Here is a 14,758-nt window from a genome sequence, read left to right on the forward strand (position 1 = left end):
AAACGCCCGGTTACATTCCGAACCCGGAAGCTAAGCCTTACAGCGCCGATGGTACTGCAGGGGGGACCCTGTGGGAGAGTAGGACGCCGCCGAACAAATTGTGAGAAAACCCCTGGCCGGGATTACCGGCCGGGGGTTTTCTGCGTTTCCATCCGTGCCGTTGGGCGAGGGCGAGGTGGCCGTGAAGTCCAGGGAAGGGGAATCCAGCGACTCCGGCGAGTCCGAGTTCCGAGTTGGGGTTCCGTCGTAGAGCGGGCGTCACCGTCCCTGGCTACACCGGGAGTTCGTGGTGGGGCCAGCGGGAACGGGCCTGCTCCCGGGAACGGAGCAGGGCCAGGGTGGGCAGGCCCCGGTCCGCTCCGGTGGCCAGCAGCTCCGGGAGCTGGGGAAGCGGAGCCACTGCTGCGACGTCGTCCAGGACGAGCGTCAGTGGTGGGTCGAGGCGACCGGAGGATGACCGTTCGGCCATGCGCCGGCCACGCTCGACCACGCTGGAGACGAGGGCCGTCAGAAGCGGCATCGCGCCGGGGTTCGTCCGGGGGTCCTCGATGGATTCACCGACCACATAAAGCGTGCCCCCTTCGTCGAGGAAGGAATCCAGGGCGAGTGCATCAGTTCGGTTCGGTGTGCACGCTTCACGAATGTTGACCGTGAACAGCGCGGACAGGGCACGGCTCGTCAACTCCTGCGCGATGTCGCGGCGTTCGGGGTGCGAGGTGAGAGCGGCCTCCAGCTCGCCCGCGGAGCCGGGGGCCGCCTTGGGGTTCGTACGAAGGATTCGTACCGCGTCCTGGATCTGGGTGCCCTGGGACCAGCGGTGGACGTGGCGGATGGTGCGGCCGTCGATCGCGGCGGCGTGCAGATAGCTGCGCAGGAGCGTTTCAGCGGTGTCGCTGACGGCCTGGTCGATCTTTGCGGTGGGGCGGACGGGGGTGAGCAGGGCGACGGCTCGCTGCGCGGCCGCCTGCCTCTCCTCGCAGCCCGTGGTGGGGGACCAGTGCAGGCGGGCCGGGGTGTCGCAGAGGTGGGTGGGGTCGTAGAGGTGGACCGGGCCCAGTTTGGCGCGGGCGTCCTTCGTGTCCTGCCAGATGCCGGGGTTGGAGGTGACGACGAGGGCCGCGCTCTCCGCGTCGCGTACGGCCTGGGCCGCGGTCGTACGGCGGGTTTCGGGGGTGGCGTAGAGGACCGTGCCGTCGGCACGGTTCGTTTCCCACGCACCCAGTCGTTCGACGGCGAGCAGCGAGGCCACGGGCTCCGGCCCGCCCACCGGCACCGCCGGCGTGGCCGTCAACTGTGGCCCAGGTGTCTCGGCCTTCTCGGCAGGCACCGCCGGCGCGGCTGCTTCGGCCGGTACGGGCTCCGCCGTCCGTGACGGTCCCCGCGGCACCGGCACCTCGTGCGTCTCCGGGGCGGTGGCCGCCGCGGTGGCGCGTCTTCTCGCGCGGCCCGCCCGCCAGCGGGCCAGCGTCCCCACCACGAACACCGTCAGCACGAACAGGACCATCAACTGGCCGATGAACAGGCCCCAGAAGAGGCCGTACCCGGAGAGCTGGGCCGGTGGCGTGTCCGGCCAGGCACCGGGCATGTCGTGCGGCTCGGCGACCAGTTGACGCATGGCCATCGGAGTGCGGGTGAAGAGGACACCCGTGGGCCAGGAGCCGTGGGCGAACAGGCCGGCCAGGCCGGTGGCCGACCACACCAGCAGGGTCATGCCGAGGAGGAACGCGAGTATCCCGACCAGCAGGCCGTCGGGAATACCTCCCTCGGAGCTCGGGCGGTCGTCCGGTCTCATGCCAGGGACACCCCTTCTACGCCACCGTCGACTCGGACGAGCCGTCCAGGTCGCTCAGGTGCTGTTCCATGAAGGCCGCCGCCCTTTCCTCCGCCTCCAACTCGGCGGCGCGCAGCGCGTCGTCGTCGGAGATCAGGTCGCTGGACGACTCCGTCATCGCCCGGTCGGTGAAGACCAGTGGGCGTTCCGTCTCGGTGACCAGGTGTTTGACCACCTGGACATTGCCGTTGACGTCCCAGACCGCGATGCCGGGGGTGAGCGTGGGGATGATCTCGACGGCCCAGCGAGGCAGGCCCAGGACCCGGCCCGTCGCTCTGGCCTCGTCCGCCTTCTGGGCGTAGATCGTCCTGGTCGACGCCATCTTCAGGATGGCCGCCGCCTCCTTCGCCGCCGCTCCGTCCACCACGTCCGACAGATGGTGGACGACGGCAACGAAGGACAGGCCCAGTCGGCGTCCGAACTTCAGCAGCCGCTGGAACAGTTGGGCCACGAAAGGGCTGTTGATGATGTGCCAGGCCTCCTCGACCAGGAAGATGCGCTTCTTCCGGTCGGGGCGGATCCAGGTGTGCTCGAGCCAGACTCCGACGATCGCCATCAGGATCGGCATGGCGATGGAGTTGCGGTCGATGTGGGAGAGGTCGAAGACGATCAGCGGGGCGTCCAGGTCGATGCCGACCGTCGTCGGTCCGTCGAACATGCCGCGCAGATCACCGTCGACCAGTCGGTCCAGGACCAGGGCGACGTCCAGTCCCCAGGCCCGTACGTCGTCTATGGCGACGTTCATCGCCTCGGCCGACTCCGGCTCGGGGTGGCGCAGTTGCTCGACGATGTCGGTCAGGACCGGCTGGCGTTCGACGACCGTCTCGTTGACGTAGGCGTGGGCGACCTTGAGGGCGAAGCCGGAGCGTTCGTCCAGGCCGTGTCCCATCGCGACCTCGATGATGGTGCGCAGCAGCGCCAGCTGGCCCGTCGTCGTGATGGAGGGGTCCAGCGGGTTGAGGCGGATTCCGTGGTCCAGGGCGGCCATCGGGTCCAGGCGGATGGGAGTTATTCCCAGCTCCTGGGCGATGAGGTTCCATTCGCCGACCCCGTCCTCGCCCTGCGCGTCCAGGACGACGACCTGGCGGTCGCGGAAGCGCAGTTGCCGTAGGACGTACGTCTTCTCCAGGGCCGACTTGCCGTTGCCGGACTCGCCGAGGACGAGCCAGTGCGGGGCCGGGAGCTGCTGGCCGTACAGCTGGAAGGGATCGTAGATGTAGCCCTTGCCGGAGTAGACCTCGCGGCCGATGATGACGCCGGAGTCGCCGAGGCCGGGGGCGGCGGTGGGGAGATAGACCGCCTGGGCCTGGCCCGTCGAGGTGCGCACCGGGAGCCGGGTCGTCTCGACCTTCCCGAAGAGGAAGGACGTGAAGGCGTCGGTGAGGACGGACAGCGGATCCCGCATCAGGTCCTACCTCCGAATGCCGGTGGCGAAGGGAAGTGTGTTCACGAAGGCGCGGTGGTGCTCGCGGTCGCACCACTCCAGTTTCAGATACGACTTGCCGGCCGAGGCCCTTATGGTCCGCTTGTCCCGGGCGAGCGCCTCGGGGGAGCGGGAGGAGACGGTGATGTAGCCGACCAGGTTGACGCCGGCCGCGCCGCTGGCGAGGTCCTCGCCGCGCTGGTCGAGGCGGCTGTGGGCGGCCACGTCGCGCGGGTCGACGGTGCGGTTCATCTTGGCGGCGCGGGACGCCTCCGCCTCGTCGTTCGTCTTCTCCGTGAGCATGCGCTCGATGGCGACCTCGGTGGGTTCGAGGTCCATCGTGACGGCGACGGTGCGGATCACGTCCGGGGTGTGGACCAGCAGGGGCGCCAGGAAGTTGACGCCGACCGGGGTCATCGGCCACTCCTTCACCCAGGCGGTGGCGTGGCACCAGGGGGCGCGGGTGGAGGACTCGCGGGTCTTCGCCTGGAGGTAGGTGGGCTCCATGGCGTCCAGCTCGGCCGGCCAGGCGTTGCGCTTGGTCATCGCCTGGATGTGGTCCATCGGGTGGTCCGGGTCGTACATGGAGTGGATCAGGGACGCGAGGCGGCCCTGGCCCAGCGGCTGGCGGACCCGGATGTCCGCCTCCTGGAGGCGGGAGCAGATGTCGGTGAGTTCGCGGGCCATGACGACGGCGAGACCCGCGTCCCGGTCGAGCTTGCGACCGGCCGTGGGGCGTGCCGCCCGGGCCATGGCCTGCGCCTCGGCGGCCAGTTCACGCGTGAAGTGCATACAGGCTACGAGGTAGGCGCGGTGCTGCTCGCTGCTGGTGGACACCATGGACTGGAGCTGTTCGTACGACTGGGTCAGCCATCCCGGCGCCTTCTCGTCGCCGCGGACGGACACGTCCTTGGCGTGGGCGTCGGGGTCGGCGGGGAGGGTGCGGGCGAGCATCTGGAGGCGGGTGACGAAGCCGTCGCCGTTCGCCACGTGCTTGAGGAGCGTGCCGAAGCGGTCGACGAGGGCCTCCTGGTCCTCGCTGTCGCGCAGGCCGACGCCGGGCCCCTCGATCTCGATCGCCGCGGTGACCGTACGGCGGTCGGCGTGCAGGAGTACGGCGATCTCGTCGGGGCCGAAGGGCGCGGCCAGCCAGCTGATGCGGCCGATGCCGGGCGGCGGCCCGATCTCGATCTCCCGCCCGTCGACCCGGGTGCCCGCCTCCATGACGGAGGAGCGGTAGGTGGTGCCGCGGCGGAGGGTCCGCTTGTAGCTGCGGTTGACCTCGAACCACCGGTAGAACGTGCGCTGTTTGTACGGCACGTAGACGGCGGCCAGCGCGAGCATCGGGAAGCCGGTCAGCAGCACGATGCGCAGGGCCAGGACGGGGACGAGCAGTCCGCACATCATGCCGAGGAATGCGCCGACGACGATGAGCGCGATCTCGCCGGACTCGCGGTTGCGGCCGACGATCGCGTTCGGCCGGGCGCGGCCGATCAGATATGAACGGCGGGGCGTGACCGGATGGGACAGGTGGGACTCGGTCGTCAACGCCCTTCACCTCCCGTGCGGTTGGTACTGCTGTTGCGGGCGTTGCTGGCGTGCGGGGTGTTCGCCGGGCTGGGGGAGCGCGGCGCGGGTGCGGCGGAGGGGACAGTTCCGCCGCCTCCGTTCGAGGTGCGCGTGCTGTGCGCTGCCACTCCGCCGGAGGCGGGGTTGGCCGGGCGGGGGCCGTTGGAGCCGGACGGGCCTGCGCCGCCGTTGTTGTCGGCGCGGGTGCTGTGCGTCTTGATGCCCTGCGCGACCAGGGTCGCCGGGGAGCTGATGACGGCCGCGGCCTTGCCCTCGGCGCCCTGCATGATGCGGTTGTTGCGGGAGTTCGCGATCTCGTCGCCGAAGCCGGGGACGAAGCGGTAGATCATCGCGCTGGCGAAGATGGCGAGCAGGATGATCGCCAGACCGGAGACCACGGCGGAGAAGGCGTCGGGGCCGTCGTCGGTGGACAGGGCGCCGGCGAGGCCGAGCACGATGACGATGACCGGTTTGACCAGGATCACCGCGATCATGATTCCGGCCCAGCGGCGGACGTGGCCCCACAGGTTCTTGTCGACCATGCCGGCGTAGACGACGGTGCCGAGGAGGGCGCCGACGTAGAGGAGCGCGGCCCGGATGACCAGCTCCAGCCACAGGACGCCGGCGGCGAGGATGGAGACGAGGGACACCACGATCAGCATGATCGGGCCGCCGCCGATGTTCTCCCCCTTGGCGAGGGCGCCGGAGAAGTTGCCGAAGAACGTGTCGGTCTGGTTCCCGGTGGTCTTCGCCAGGACCTCGGTGATGCCGTCGGTCGCCGAGACGACCGTGTAGAGGATCAGCGGGGTGAAGGCGGAGGCCAGCACGGTGAGCCAGAGGAAGCCGACGGCCTCGGAGATGGCGGTGGTCAGCGGGACCCCGCGCACCGCCCGCTTGGCGACCGCCAGCAGCCACAGCAGCAGCGTCAGGACGGTCGACGCGGCGAAGACGACGGCGTACTGCTGAAGGAACTTGGGGTTCGTGAAGTCGACGTTCGCGGTGTCCTTCACGGCCTCGCTGAGCTTGTCGACGGTCCAGGACGCGGCGTCGGCACAGCCCTTGGCGAGGGAGGAGAGGGGGTCGAGGGTGTCGGTGGGGGTGGGGGTGGTGCCCGAAGGGGCGTCGCCGCGTTCGCAGTATTCCTTCGCGGGCCCTCGGATGAGATTGCACTCGCCACTCGCGGACGGGGACGGCGACGGACTGGGGGTCGGCGCGGCGAAGGCGCGGGTGGCCAGCAGCACCGTGGTCGCCTGTACGGCGGCGACAGCGGTGGTGACCTTGAGGAAGCGGTGGTTAGCGCGCATAGGTGAACCCTCCGTACTCCTCGACGGCCTTCGTCATGTCGTCAGCTGTGGAGGCCTTCTGGTCGCGCCCGACCGGGACGGGCCCGTCCGTCTGCTGGAAGTCCGTGATCTTCCAGTCGTTCTTGATCCACTTCAGTTGGTACGCGGTGGTGTACCAGCTTTCGGAGACCGGGTTGGTGGAGCTGTCGCCGGACAGACCGAAAAGGGACGTGTACCAGACCTCGACGGTGGCGCTGTTCGCGCCGGACGCCGTGACCTTGGTGCCTACCGGGATGATCCGGGAGACGAAGGTCTGGCCCTTGGGCGCGGCGCCGTCCTTGGTGAGCCCGATGTTCGCCAGGAACTTCTCGTTCGAGTACGCGTTGTCCAGACCTGTCTGGCGTGCGGCCGCGACGTCGGGGGCGTAGACGGTGTTGACGATGTCGTGCCGTCTGGCGGTGGTGAACATGTCGGTCGAGCCCAGCGCGACGGAGTAGTTCGCCGCAGCGCTCTGTACGCCCTGTTCGTCGTGCGCGTAGCCCGTGGGAATGCCGCCCGCCTTCGACTTCACCGGCTTCGTGCCGCTCGGCGTGGTCGGTGACGTCTGCGGTCTGCTGTCGCCGGCGCTTCCCGTTCCGCTGCCGTCCGTGCCCGCGGGATCGTCTCCTCCACGGTTCGCGAAGGCGATCGCCGCGACCAGCAGCACCACCACGCCGACCACCGTGACCAGGCTCCGGGAGGAGGAGCGGCCGCCGCGTCGGGCACCCCCGTAGGGGTCGCCGTCGGGCAGGCGGGTGCGGGTCTGGCCGCTGCCCCCGTAGCCGCCGTCGGCACCGGTGCGTGCGGTGTCGCCGTAGCCGTGATCGTCCCCGAGGCTCATGTCGCGTACGCCCCCTCGGCCTCGTACCGAAAAGTATGGAAGTACGACGGTAGCCGTGCTGGTTCCCGCGCGGGCGCGGTGTGGTGACTCGACATCAGGGAAACGCAACCTCAGCCGGTGGGCACGACGGGCGGGTGGGGGTGGAGGTGGGACCGGGCGTGCCCGGGAGGAGCGGGGCTAGACGGCCATGCCGTACACGATGGTGAACAGCGTGCCGAGTGAGCCGATGATGAAGACGCCCGTGAGGCCGGCGATGATGAGGCCCTTGCCCTGTTCCGCGCTGAAGGTGTCGCGCAGAGCCGTCGCACCGATACGTTGCTTGGCGGCGCCCCATACGGCGATGCCGAGGCAGAGCAGGATGGCGACCGCCATCACGACCTCGATCATCACCTTGGCCTCGTTGCCCAGGCTGCCGAAGGGGCCCCAGTCCGGAGCGATCCCGCCGATGATGGTGTTGATGTCTCCCTTGTCGGCCGCAAAGAGCATGTAAGTCACCGCCCCTGGTGGGTAGTTCCGAGGGCCCCTGCGGTGTGCAGAGGTCAGGCCTCATTGTCGCCGACAATGGCGCTGTCGTATGTCGACTTGGCGTCATTGGTTGGCGGGTTTCGTACGAACACCTGGCGAAGGGCCGTATGGTCACTCTGTGTATCACGCCTGGTCACGCCGGGCAATGAAGTCGGAGCGGAACCTGTGGTGTGGTTCCGTCGTTGACCCTTTTTCGTGTCGATGTTCTCGGGGTGAAGGATATCGGGTACGACGAACGAGCCCCCATGGCCCTTGGTGGCGAGCGGTGGTGACTGCGCGTCAGTCGGCGGGAGCGGGGGCGGCGATCTCCGCCGGGGTGCCCCGGTCGGTGGGGCCGTCGTAGCCGGACCTGGCCATGCCTCCTGGGCGCACTCGGCAGGGGCGGTGCGGATGCTGGTGATGCCACCGTCGGGTGGCCCTTCGACAGCGGGCGCCGCACGGTCCGAGGGGGCCTCGACGGGTCCGCGCCCGAGTCCGAACCGGGCCTGGATCAGCGGGGCTTGAGTCCGTGCAGTACGTGGTGCACGTACTCGTCCACACCGGCCAGGGCGACCTCCGGGTCGAGGCTGCCGTTGGCGGTGAACGCGGCCAGGCCCTGGATGCCGGCGGCCGCGACGAGGGTGATGCGCTCGGAGTCGCCCTCGACGATCTCGCCCCGCCGCTGGGCGTCGGAGATCAGCCGCTCGAAGGAGCCCACCGACCGGTCGACGGCCGAGGTCAGCTGTTCGGAGAGGTCGGTGTCGTGCTTGCGGGCGTACATCAGCTCCAGCAGCGCGGCGTTGCGGACGGCGAAGCTCAGATACGCCCGGGCCAGCGCGGTCAACCGCGGTTCGAGCGGCAGCGCGGGGTCGTCGGCGGCTTCCAGGGACTGGGCCAGCCGCTCGTACCCGGTGAGCGCGAGGGCGTCGAGCAGGGCCTGCTTGTCCTTGAAGTGCCGGCCGGGGGCGGCGTGACTCACGCCGGTCTCGCGGGCCAGTTCACGCAGGGACAGCGCGGCCGTCCCCCGCTCGCGCAGGGTTCGCTCGGCGCTGTCGAGGAGCGCGGTGCGCAGGTCTCCGTGGTGGTAGGGGCGCTGGGGCATGCGCATCATCGTATCCCGATGTTGTCACTGTCAGCATAGATGGCACTGCCAACAATGTTGTCGTTGACATCATTGTTGTCGCCGTCTACATTGACGGCATGGCTGACCACACGAAGACCCAGAACCCGAACCAGGGCAAGAACGACAAGAAGGCCCAGCGCCGCCGTGCCCTGGACCTTCCCGACCTGTCCGGCCGCATCGCCGTCGTCACCGGCGCCAACAGCGGCATCGGCCGCGCCGCCGCGGAAGCGCTGGCCGGGGCCGGAGCGCACGTCGTGTTCGCCGTACGGGACCCGGAGCGCGGCCGGGCCGCGGCGGCGGCCGTGCCCGGCTCCACGGAGGTGCGCCGCCTGGACCTCGCGGACCTCACCTCGGTGCGGGAGTTCGCCGCGTCGTGGACGGGGCCGCTTGACCTGCTGGTCAACAACGCGGGCGTCATGATGCTGCCGGAGCTGCGCACGAAGGACGGCTTCGAGATGCAGTTCGGCACCAACCACCTCGGCCACTTCGCGCTGACGAATCTCCTCCTGCCGTACCTCACGGATCGCGTCGTCACCGTGGCCTCCGGCGCGCACCGCATGGCGGACGGCATCGATTTCGACGACCTCGACCTGACCGGGCGTTACACCCCGCAGCGCGCCTACGCCCAGTCCAAGCTGGCCAACCTCTTGTTCACCCTGGAACTCCAGCGCCGTCTGACCGAGTCCGGCTCACCGGTGCGCGCCCTCGCGGCCCACCCGGGCTGGGCGGCCACGAATCTCCAGGGCCGGGTGGCGAACCCCTTCGCCCGGGTGGCCATGACGGTCGGCAACCGGTTCCTGGCCCAGGACGACCGGGCGGGCGCCCAGCCCACGCTGTACGCCGCCACGCGGGACCTGCCCGGCGCGAGTTACGTCGGTCCGAGCGGTCTGGCGGAGATGCGGGGCGTCCCGACGCTGGTCGGGCGGACGGCCGCGGCGAGCGACCCGGTGACGGCACGGCGGCTGTGGGAGGCGTCGCAGGAGCTGACGGGTGTGCGGTTCGCGGTGGGCGTGGGGGCCTGATTCCGGCCCCCGGGGGGCGGGTTGTGCGATCCGTCCGTCCCACGTCCGACCCTTCTCTTCCCTCACCTTCATGGGCCAAGGTGGGCCCGATGAAGCGCACGCTCGGCATCCTGGGCCCCCGTCGGCACGGGCTGCTCGGCGCGCTCGTGCTGCTGGCCGCCGCGTCGGCCTCGACGGCGGCCGCGGACGACGGGACCGGTCCTCTGGGGGTGACCGCCGTCGTGACGGCGACCGCGCCCGCCGCCCGGGTCGGGGCGCTCTTCCCCGCCGGGCGGGCCGTCGGACTCGCCGGCGGACACTTCTGCACCGCCTCCGTGGTGCACAGCCCGCACCGCGATCTCATCGTCACGGCGGCGCACTGCCTCGCCGGGAAGAGCGGGACCTTCGTCTTCGTGCCGGGGTACCGGGACGGCGAGGCGCCCTACGGGGTGTGGACGGTCCGGCGGCGGTTCCTGCCGGACCGGTGGGCCGACGGGCGAGTCGACGGGCGAGTCGAGGAGCGGACCGACGGGCGGGAGGACGGGAGGCTCGAGGACAGCGACGTCGCCTTCGCCGTCGTGGAGCCGCAGGGGGGCGGGGGAGACGAGGGGGCCGAGGGGGCCGTTGGCGAGAAGGGGGTCGAGGACGTCGTCGGTGCGAACCGGTTCGCCGCGGGGGTGGCCACCGGCGCGACCGCGGTGACCGTCACCGGGTATCCCGACGCCCGCGAGGTGCCCGTCAGCTGCACCGACAAGCCCACGACGCTCGGCTTCCGCCAACAGCGCGTCGACTGCCCCGACTTCAGCGGCGGTACGAGCGGCAGCCCCTGGGTGAACGGGGACCGGCAACTCGTCGGAGTGCTCGGCGGGCACGAGCGGGGCGGGAACACCGCCGACATCTCGTACAGCGTGGTGTTCGGCAGCGAGGCCCGGGAGTTGTACGAGGACGCGGTGCGCGGTTTTTAGACGCCGACGCGCGCGGACGCGTCGACCTTGCCCATGATCACCCCGCACCGGCGGGGCCGCCTCTACACTGACGTGGGCGGACTCCCGGGCGGTGAGGGGCGGTTGACGGTGCGTAAGACATGGGTCGTGGTGACCGCTGTCGCCGGTGCCGGTCTCGCCTTCGTGATGGTGCTCGTCATCGCGGTGTACGTCGTCGCCGGGAACCTCGCCAACGGCGTGGGCAGCGGGGCCAGGGCGTTGGCCAAGGGTGCCGTGCCCGCCGCGTATCAGACGCTCGTGCAGAAATGGGGCAACCTGTGCCCGGCGCTCAACCCGGCGCTGCTCGCCGCCCAGCTCTATCAGGAGAGCGGGTTCAACCCGAGTGCCAAGAGCCCGGCCGCCGCGCAGGGGATAGCGCAGTTCATCCCGGGGACGTGGGCCACCCACGGCATCGACGGGGACGGGGACGGCGACCGCGACGTGTGGGATCCGAATGACGCGATTCCGTCGGCCGCTTCGTACGACTGTCAGCTCGCCTCGTACGTGAAGGACGTGCCGGGGGACGCCACGAAGAACATGCTCGCCGCCTACAACGCGGGGGCCTACGCGGTCATCAAGTACGGGGGTGTCCCGCCGTACCGGGAGACCCGGAACTACGTGAAGACGATCACGACGCTGGAGGATTCCTTCGCCGCGCCGGTCACCCGGGTCGATCCCTCGAAGCAGGCGGCGGGGGCCATCTACTACGCGCAGAAGAAGCTCGGCACCCCCTATCTCTGGGGTGGCAACGGCACCGCTGACCAGGGCGGACGGTTCGACTGCTCAGGGCTGACCAAGGCCTCCTACGCGAGCGTGGGCATCACCCTGCCGCGGGTCGCCAACGACCAGTACAACGCCGGCCCGCACCCCAAGCGCGCCGAACTGCTCCCCGGGGACCTGGTGTTCTTCTCGGACGACCTCACCAACTCGCGGACCATCCGGCACGTGGGGATCTACGTGGGCGGCGGGTACATGATCGACGCGCCGAGGACGGGTGCCGTGATCCGGTTCGACCCGATCGACACCCCCGACTACTTCGGGGCCACGCGGGTCACCGAAGATGGCGCGAAAGCGCTCCCCACCACGGTGTGAACCGAGCGTGAACCCACCCCCTGAGCTGCGGTGATGTATCTCTCTTCGGTAACGTCTGCGTGATCATTCGGTGGAGTGTGGAACGTACTGAGCAGGGCCGTGCGTTCCTGTTGACGTAGCCCCGCCGACGGGAGTCGGCACGTGTCACGTGCGCGGGTGCGCGCAGCGGAACGGAAACGGATCCACGGACCACGGGGGTGGGCAGGAGCGGCGCACGTGAGGTGCGTCCGGAGGAACGACGAAGGGGCCGCAGCGCCATGGCTGGACTCGCTGAATCCGGGTCGAACCCCGACGTCGACCTGCTCTACGAAATCAACGGTCTCGCCAAGGACGCGCCGCGCTGGTTCGACCGCGGGGTCGAGTTCGTCGGCGAGTACGGGCTGCTGGCCGCCATGGTGCTGCTGGTGATCTGGTGCTGGTGGACCGTGCGCCGGCGGGGCGGGGACGAAGCCGCCCCGTCCGTGGCCGGGCTGGTCTGGGCGCCGCTGGCGGCGGCCGTCGCGGTGCTGGTGAACGTGCCGATACGGGGGTTCGTGGAGCGGCCCCGGCCCTTCCTCGACCACCAGGGACTCGATGTCCTCGTCTCCGGCAAGACCGACTACTCGTTCGTGAGCGACCACGCGACCATCACCATGGCGATGGGTGTCGGGCTGTTCGTCGCGAACCGGAGGTTCGGGCTCGCGGGGATCGGGCTGGCGCTGCTGGAGGGGTTCTGCCGCGTGTACATGGGCGTGCACTACCCGACCGACGTCATCGGCGGGTTCGCGCTCGGCACGGCCGTGGCCCTGCTGCTGTCGCCGCTGGCCATGCTGATGCTCACCCCGGTGGTGAAGGCCGTGGAGCAGGCGCCGAGAGCCGGACGCCTGATTCGGCGGCGGTCGCCGGGGGACGGCCGGGACGCGGTCGTCCCGGGTGCGCGCAGCGCGTCCTCGGCCGGGACCGAGGAACGGGACCTCGCGGCCTGAGCGCCGCGCCGCGTACGGCGACTGCGGGCAGGTGCCCGGAGCCGCTTGACAGCGCCTGCGGGACGGCCGTTCAGGAAGCGCCCGCGTTCAGGAGTCCAGGGAGTGCCCGCGGCTAGGCCTCCAGAAAGCGACCGCGAGCAGTCGCCACCGAGCGCCGCGAGCAACCGTCCGGAGGGCGACCGTGAGCAGTCGTCCACCGGGCGCCGCGAGCAACCGTCCGGAGGGCGACCGTGAGCAGTCGTCCACCGGGCGCCGCGAGCAACCGTCCGGAGGGTGACCGTGAGCAGTCGTCTACCGGGCGCCGCGAGCAACCGTCCGGAGGGTGACCGTGAGCAGTCGTCTACCGGGCGCCGCGAGCAACCGTCCGGAGAGTGACCGTGAGCAGTCGTCCGGAGAGCGACCGCGAGCAGTCGCCACCGAGCGCCCGCGGAGCGTCGCCCATAGCGCCCGCGAGCAGCTGATCACAGCGCCCGCGGGCCCGTCGGCTAGAGCGCCTGCGGGTAGGTGAAGAAACGGTTCGGGTCGTACTGCTTCTTCAGCTGAGTCAGACGCGTCGCGGCCTGGCCGTAGTAGGCCTTGCGCCAGTCCGTCAGGGTCTGGTCCGTGTAGTTCTGGTAGGCCGCGCCCGAGGCGTACGGCTTCATCGCGCGGTGGGCCGTCGTCAGCCAGGACTGGGCCGTGGTGCCCGAGGCCCCCGCGCCCCAGGACGCGATGTACTGCGCCAGCATGCGCGAGCGGCGGTGCACGAAGGCCGTCGCCGTGGGCGAGACCCGGTTGACCGCGCCGCCGAGGGCGGTGAGCGCGATGCTGCCGGCGCCGCCGCGGACCGAGCTGATCTGGCTGAGCAGGGTCTGGATGCCGGCCGTGGACAGGGAGCGGTCGAAGAAGTCCGACCGCGCCGCGTACGTCTCCCGGCCCAGCGCGCCCTGCGCGGAGCGGCCCGGGGTCGAGCCCGGCAGATGGCACTGGGGGTCGGTGGCGAAGGAGGAGCAGCCGGCGTAGATCTCCATCGCCTCCTCATAACCGCGGCGGCGGAGCGAGACGCTGCTCGCCGGGGCGCCGACCTGGTCGGCGAGGCGGTCGACGGCGTTCTGGAGTTCGCCGTACGTGCCGAGGGAGAAGGCCGCGACGGACACCTTGGGCGTGCCGCTGCCGTTCTCCAGGTGGAGCGAGGACCAGATCTCGTCCGGCTGGGACGGCCCCCACTCCTGCCAGGCCTTCACCACCGCGGCCGCCTTGGCCCACGGCCAGGTCAGGTACCCGGTGACGGCCTGGGGGGCGGTGTGCGTGCGGAACTGGAGTTCGGTGACGACGCCGAAGTTGCCGTTGCCCGCGCCGCGCAGGGCCCAGAAGAGGTCCTTGTTCTCGGTGGCGTTGGCGGTCAGCTGCTTGCCGCCGGCGGTGATCAGGGTCGCCTGGGTGAGGCTGTCGCAGGTCAGGCCGTACGCGCGGGAGGCCACGCCATGGCCACCGCCCAGCACCAGACCGGAGACGCCCACGGTCGGGCACGAGCCCGCGGGGATCGTCACGCCCTTCGCGGCGAGCCCGCGGTAGACGTCGATCAGCTTGGCGCCGGCGCCGACCACCGCGGTGCCGCCGCTGCTGCGGACCCGGTTGAGCTCGGAGACGTCGACGATCAGGCGGCCGTCGCCCGAGGACCAGCCCGCGTAGGAGTGGCCGCCGTTGCGGATCGCGACCTGGAGACGGTGGGCGCGGGCGTAGGCGAGGGTCGTGCGGATGTCGTCGGCGTGGGCGACATAGGCGACCGCCGTCGGCTTCAGGGTGTCGAAGCGGGTGTTGTAGAGCTGGTGGGCGGTCTGCCACTTGGCGTCGCCGGGACGGACCAGGATGCCGTCCAGGTCACGGGCGAGCGCGGTCCAGTTCGCGGGAGCGGTCGCGGCGGTGCTCTGGAGGGAGGGGGTGGCGGAGGCTCCGACGGAGGCTCCGGTGGTCGGGGGTGGAGTGCTGTGCGAAGCCGCGGACGACCCCGTTCCCCCGCCCTTGCACCCGGCCGTCACGACCCCCGCTATCGCGGCCGCGCCGCTTGCTATGAACGTACGCCGTTCCATGTGGCCTCCTGCAGGCTTCTCGTCGGACGAGACGA

12 protein-coding genes and 1 rRNA gene are annotated in these 14,758 nt (G+C 70.6%); 5 read left to right on the forward strand and 8 right to left on the reverse strand.

Annotated elements, in window-relative coordinates; genetic code table 11:
- Window positions 1-95, forward strand: a 5S ribosomal RNA gene (gene rrf, locus ACFV0T_RS38640); the annotation flags it as partial.
- A gap of 176 nt (window positions 96-271) precedes the next feature.
- Here rrf and ACFV0T_RS38645 read toward each other — a convergent pair.
- The 7 genes from ACFV0T_RS38645 to ACFV0T_RS38675 form a co-directional block, all read right to left on the reverse strand.
- Window positions 272-1,792 carry a type IV secretory system conjugative DNA transfer family protein gene (locus ACFV0T_RS38645; RefSeq protein ID WP_385789686.1) on the reverse strand — a complete coding sequence of 507 codons (1,521 nt, stop codon included), beginning with the start codon at window positions 1,790-1,792 and terminating at the stop codon, window positions 272-274.
- Between the two features lie 16 nt (window positions 1,793-1,808).
- Window positions 1,809-3,236, reverse strand: coding sequence for an ATP-binding protein (locus tag ACFV0T_RS38650; protein WP_385789688.1), 1,428 nt, complete (start codon window positions 3,234-3,236; stop codon window positions 1,809-1,811).
- Window positions 3,237-3,242: 6 nt separating this feature from the next.
- Window positions 3,243-4,802: an SCO6880 family protein gene (locus ACFV0T_RS38655; RefSeq protein WP_385789690.1), complete on the reverse strand. Its 1,560-nt coding sequence runs from the start codon at window positions 4,800-4,802 to the stop codon at window positions 3,243-3,245.
- Window positions 4,799-6,127 carry a hypothetical protein gene (locus tag ACFV0T_RS38660; RefSeq protein WP_385789692.1) on the reverse strand — a complete coding sequence of 443 codons (1,329 nt, stop codon included), beginning with the start codon at window positions 6,125-6,127 and terminating at the stop codon, window positions 4,799-4,801. Before ACFV0T_RS38660 ends, ACFV0T_RS38655 begins: the two co-directional genes overlap by 4 nt.
- Window positions 6,117-6,986 (reverse strand): hypothetical protein, encoded by an 870-nt coding sequence (locus tag ACFV0T_RS38665; RefSeq protein ID WP_385789693.1) that lies wholly within the window; start codon window positions 6,984-6,986, stop codon window positions 6,117-6,119. Before ACFV0T_RS38665 ends, ACFV0T_RS38660 begins: the two co-directional genes overlap by 11 nt.
- A gap of 177 nt (window positions 6,987-7,163) precedes the next feature.
- Window positions 7,164-7,472: a hypothetical protein gene (locus ACFV0T_RS38670; protein ID WP_014673544.1), complete on the reverse strand. Its 309-nt coding sequence runs from the start codon at window positions 7,470-7,472 to the stop codon at window positions 7,164-7,166.
- Between the two features lie 529 nt (window positions 7,473-8,001).
- Window positions 8,002-8,601, reverse strand: coding sequence for a TetR/AcrR family transcriptional regulator (locus tag ACFV0T_RS38675; RefSeq protein WP_385789695.1), 600 nt, complete (start codon window positions 8,599-8,601; stop codon window positions 8,002-8,004).
- An 89-nt stretch (window positions 8,602-8,690) separates the two neighbouring features.
- Here ACFV0T_RS38675 and ACFV0T_RS38680 point away from each other — a divergent pair, with 89 nt between their 5' ends.
- The 4 genes from ACFV0T_RS38680 (at window position 8,691) to ACFV0T_RS38695 (ending at window position 12,654) form a co-directional block, all read left to right on the forward strand.
- Window positions 8,691-9,635: an oxidoreductase gene (locus ACFV0T_RS38680; protein WP_385789697.1), complete on the forward strand. Its 945-nt coding sequence runs from the start codon at window positions 8,691-8,693 to the stop codon at window positions 9,633-9,635.
- Window positions 9,636-9,724: 89 nt separating this feature from the next.
- Window positions 9,725-10,579 carry a trypsin-like serine peptidase gene (locus ACFV0T_RS38685; RefSeq protein ID WP_385789699.1) on the forward strand — a complete coding sequence of 285 codons (855 nt, stop codon included), beginning with the start codon at window positions 9,725-9,727 and terminating at the stop codon, window positions 10,577-10,579.
- 102 nt (window positions 10,580-10,681) lie between these two features.
- Window positions 10,682-11,689 carry an NlpC/P60 family protein gene (locus tag ACFV0T_RS38690; RefSeq protein ID WP_385789740.1) on the forward strand — a complete coding sequence of 336 codons (1,008 nt, stop codon included), beginning with the start codon at window positions 10,682-10,684 and terminating at the stop codon, window positions 11,687-11,689.
- 257 nt (window positions 11,690-11,946) lie between these two features.
- A complete protein-coding gene (locus tag ACFV0T_RS38695) occupies window positions 11,947-12,654 on the forward strand; it encodes a phosphatase PAP2 family protein (protein WP_385789700.1) in 708 nt (235 codons plus the stop codon).
- A gap of 485 nt (window positions 12,655-13,139) precedes the next feature.
- On the opposite strand, the gene ACFV0T_RS38700 is transcribed toward ACFV0T_RS38695, so the two are convergent.
- A complete protein-coding gene (locus ACFV0T_RS38700; RefSeq protein WP_385789702.1) occupies window positions 13,140-14,723 on the reverse strand; it encodes an FAD-binding oxidoreductase in 1,584 nt (527 codons plus the stop codon).
- Between the last annotated feature and the right edge of the window lie 35 nt (window positions 14,724-14,758).

Origin of the sequence: Streptomyces sp. NPDC059582 (assembly GCF_042735715.1) — a bacterium.
Classification (GTDB): Bacteria; Actinomycetota; Actinomycetes; order Streptomycetales; family Streptomycetaceae; genus Streptomyces.

What these genes read in the sequence shown, in the direction of transcription:
- ACFV0T_RS38645 (WP_385789686.1), bottom strand. Translation starts at nt 1,792, where the DNA reads ATGAGACCGGACGACCGCCCGAGCTCCGAGGGAGGTATTCCCGACGGC.
- ACFV0T_RS38650 (WP_385789688.1), bottom strand. Translation starts at nt 3,236, where the DNA reads ATGCGGGATCCGCTGTCCGTCCTCACCGACGCCTTCACGTCCTTCCTC.
- ACFV0T_RS38660 (WP_385789692.1), bottom strand. Translation starts at nt 6,127, where the DNA reads ATGCGCGCTAACCACCGCTTCCTCAAGGTCACCACCGCTGTCGCCGCC.
- ACFV0T_RS38665 (WP_385789693.1), bottom strand. Translation starts at nt 6,986, where the DNA reads ATGAGCCTCGGGGACGATCACGGCTACGGCGACACCGCACGCACCGGT.
- ACFV0T_RS38670 (WP_014673544.1), bottom strand. Translation starts at nt 7,472, where the DNA reads ATGCTCTTTGCGGCCGACAAGGGAGACATCAACACCATCATCGGCGGG.
- ACFV0T_RS38675 (WP_385789695.1), bottom strand. Translation starts at nt 8,601, where the DNA reads ATGATGCGCATGCCCCAGCGCCCCTACCACCACGGAGACCTGCGCACC.
- ACFV0T_RS38680 (WP_385789697.1), top strand. Translation starts at nt 8,691, where the DNA reads ATGGCTGACCACACGAAGACCCAGAACCCGAACCAGGGCAAGAACGAC.
- ACFV0T_RS38685 (WP_385789699.1), top strand. Translation starts at nt 9,725, where the DNA reads ATGAAGCGCACGCTCGGCATCCTGGGCCCCCGTCGGCACGGGCTGCTC.
- ACFV0T_RS38695 (WP_385789700.1), top strand. Translation starts at nt 11,947, where the DNA reads ATGGCTGGACTCGCTGAATCCGGGTCGAACCCCGACGTCGACCTGCTC.
- ACFV0T_RS38700 (WP_385789702.1), bottom strand. Translation starts at nt 14,723, where the DNA reads ATGGAACGGCGTACGTTCATAGCAAGCGGCGCGGCCGCGATAGCGGGG.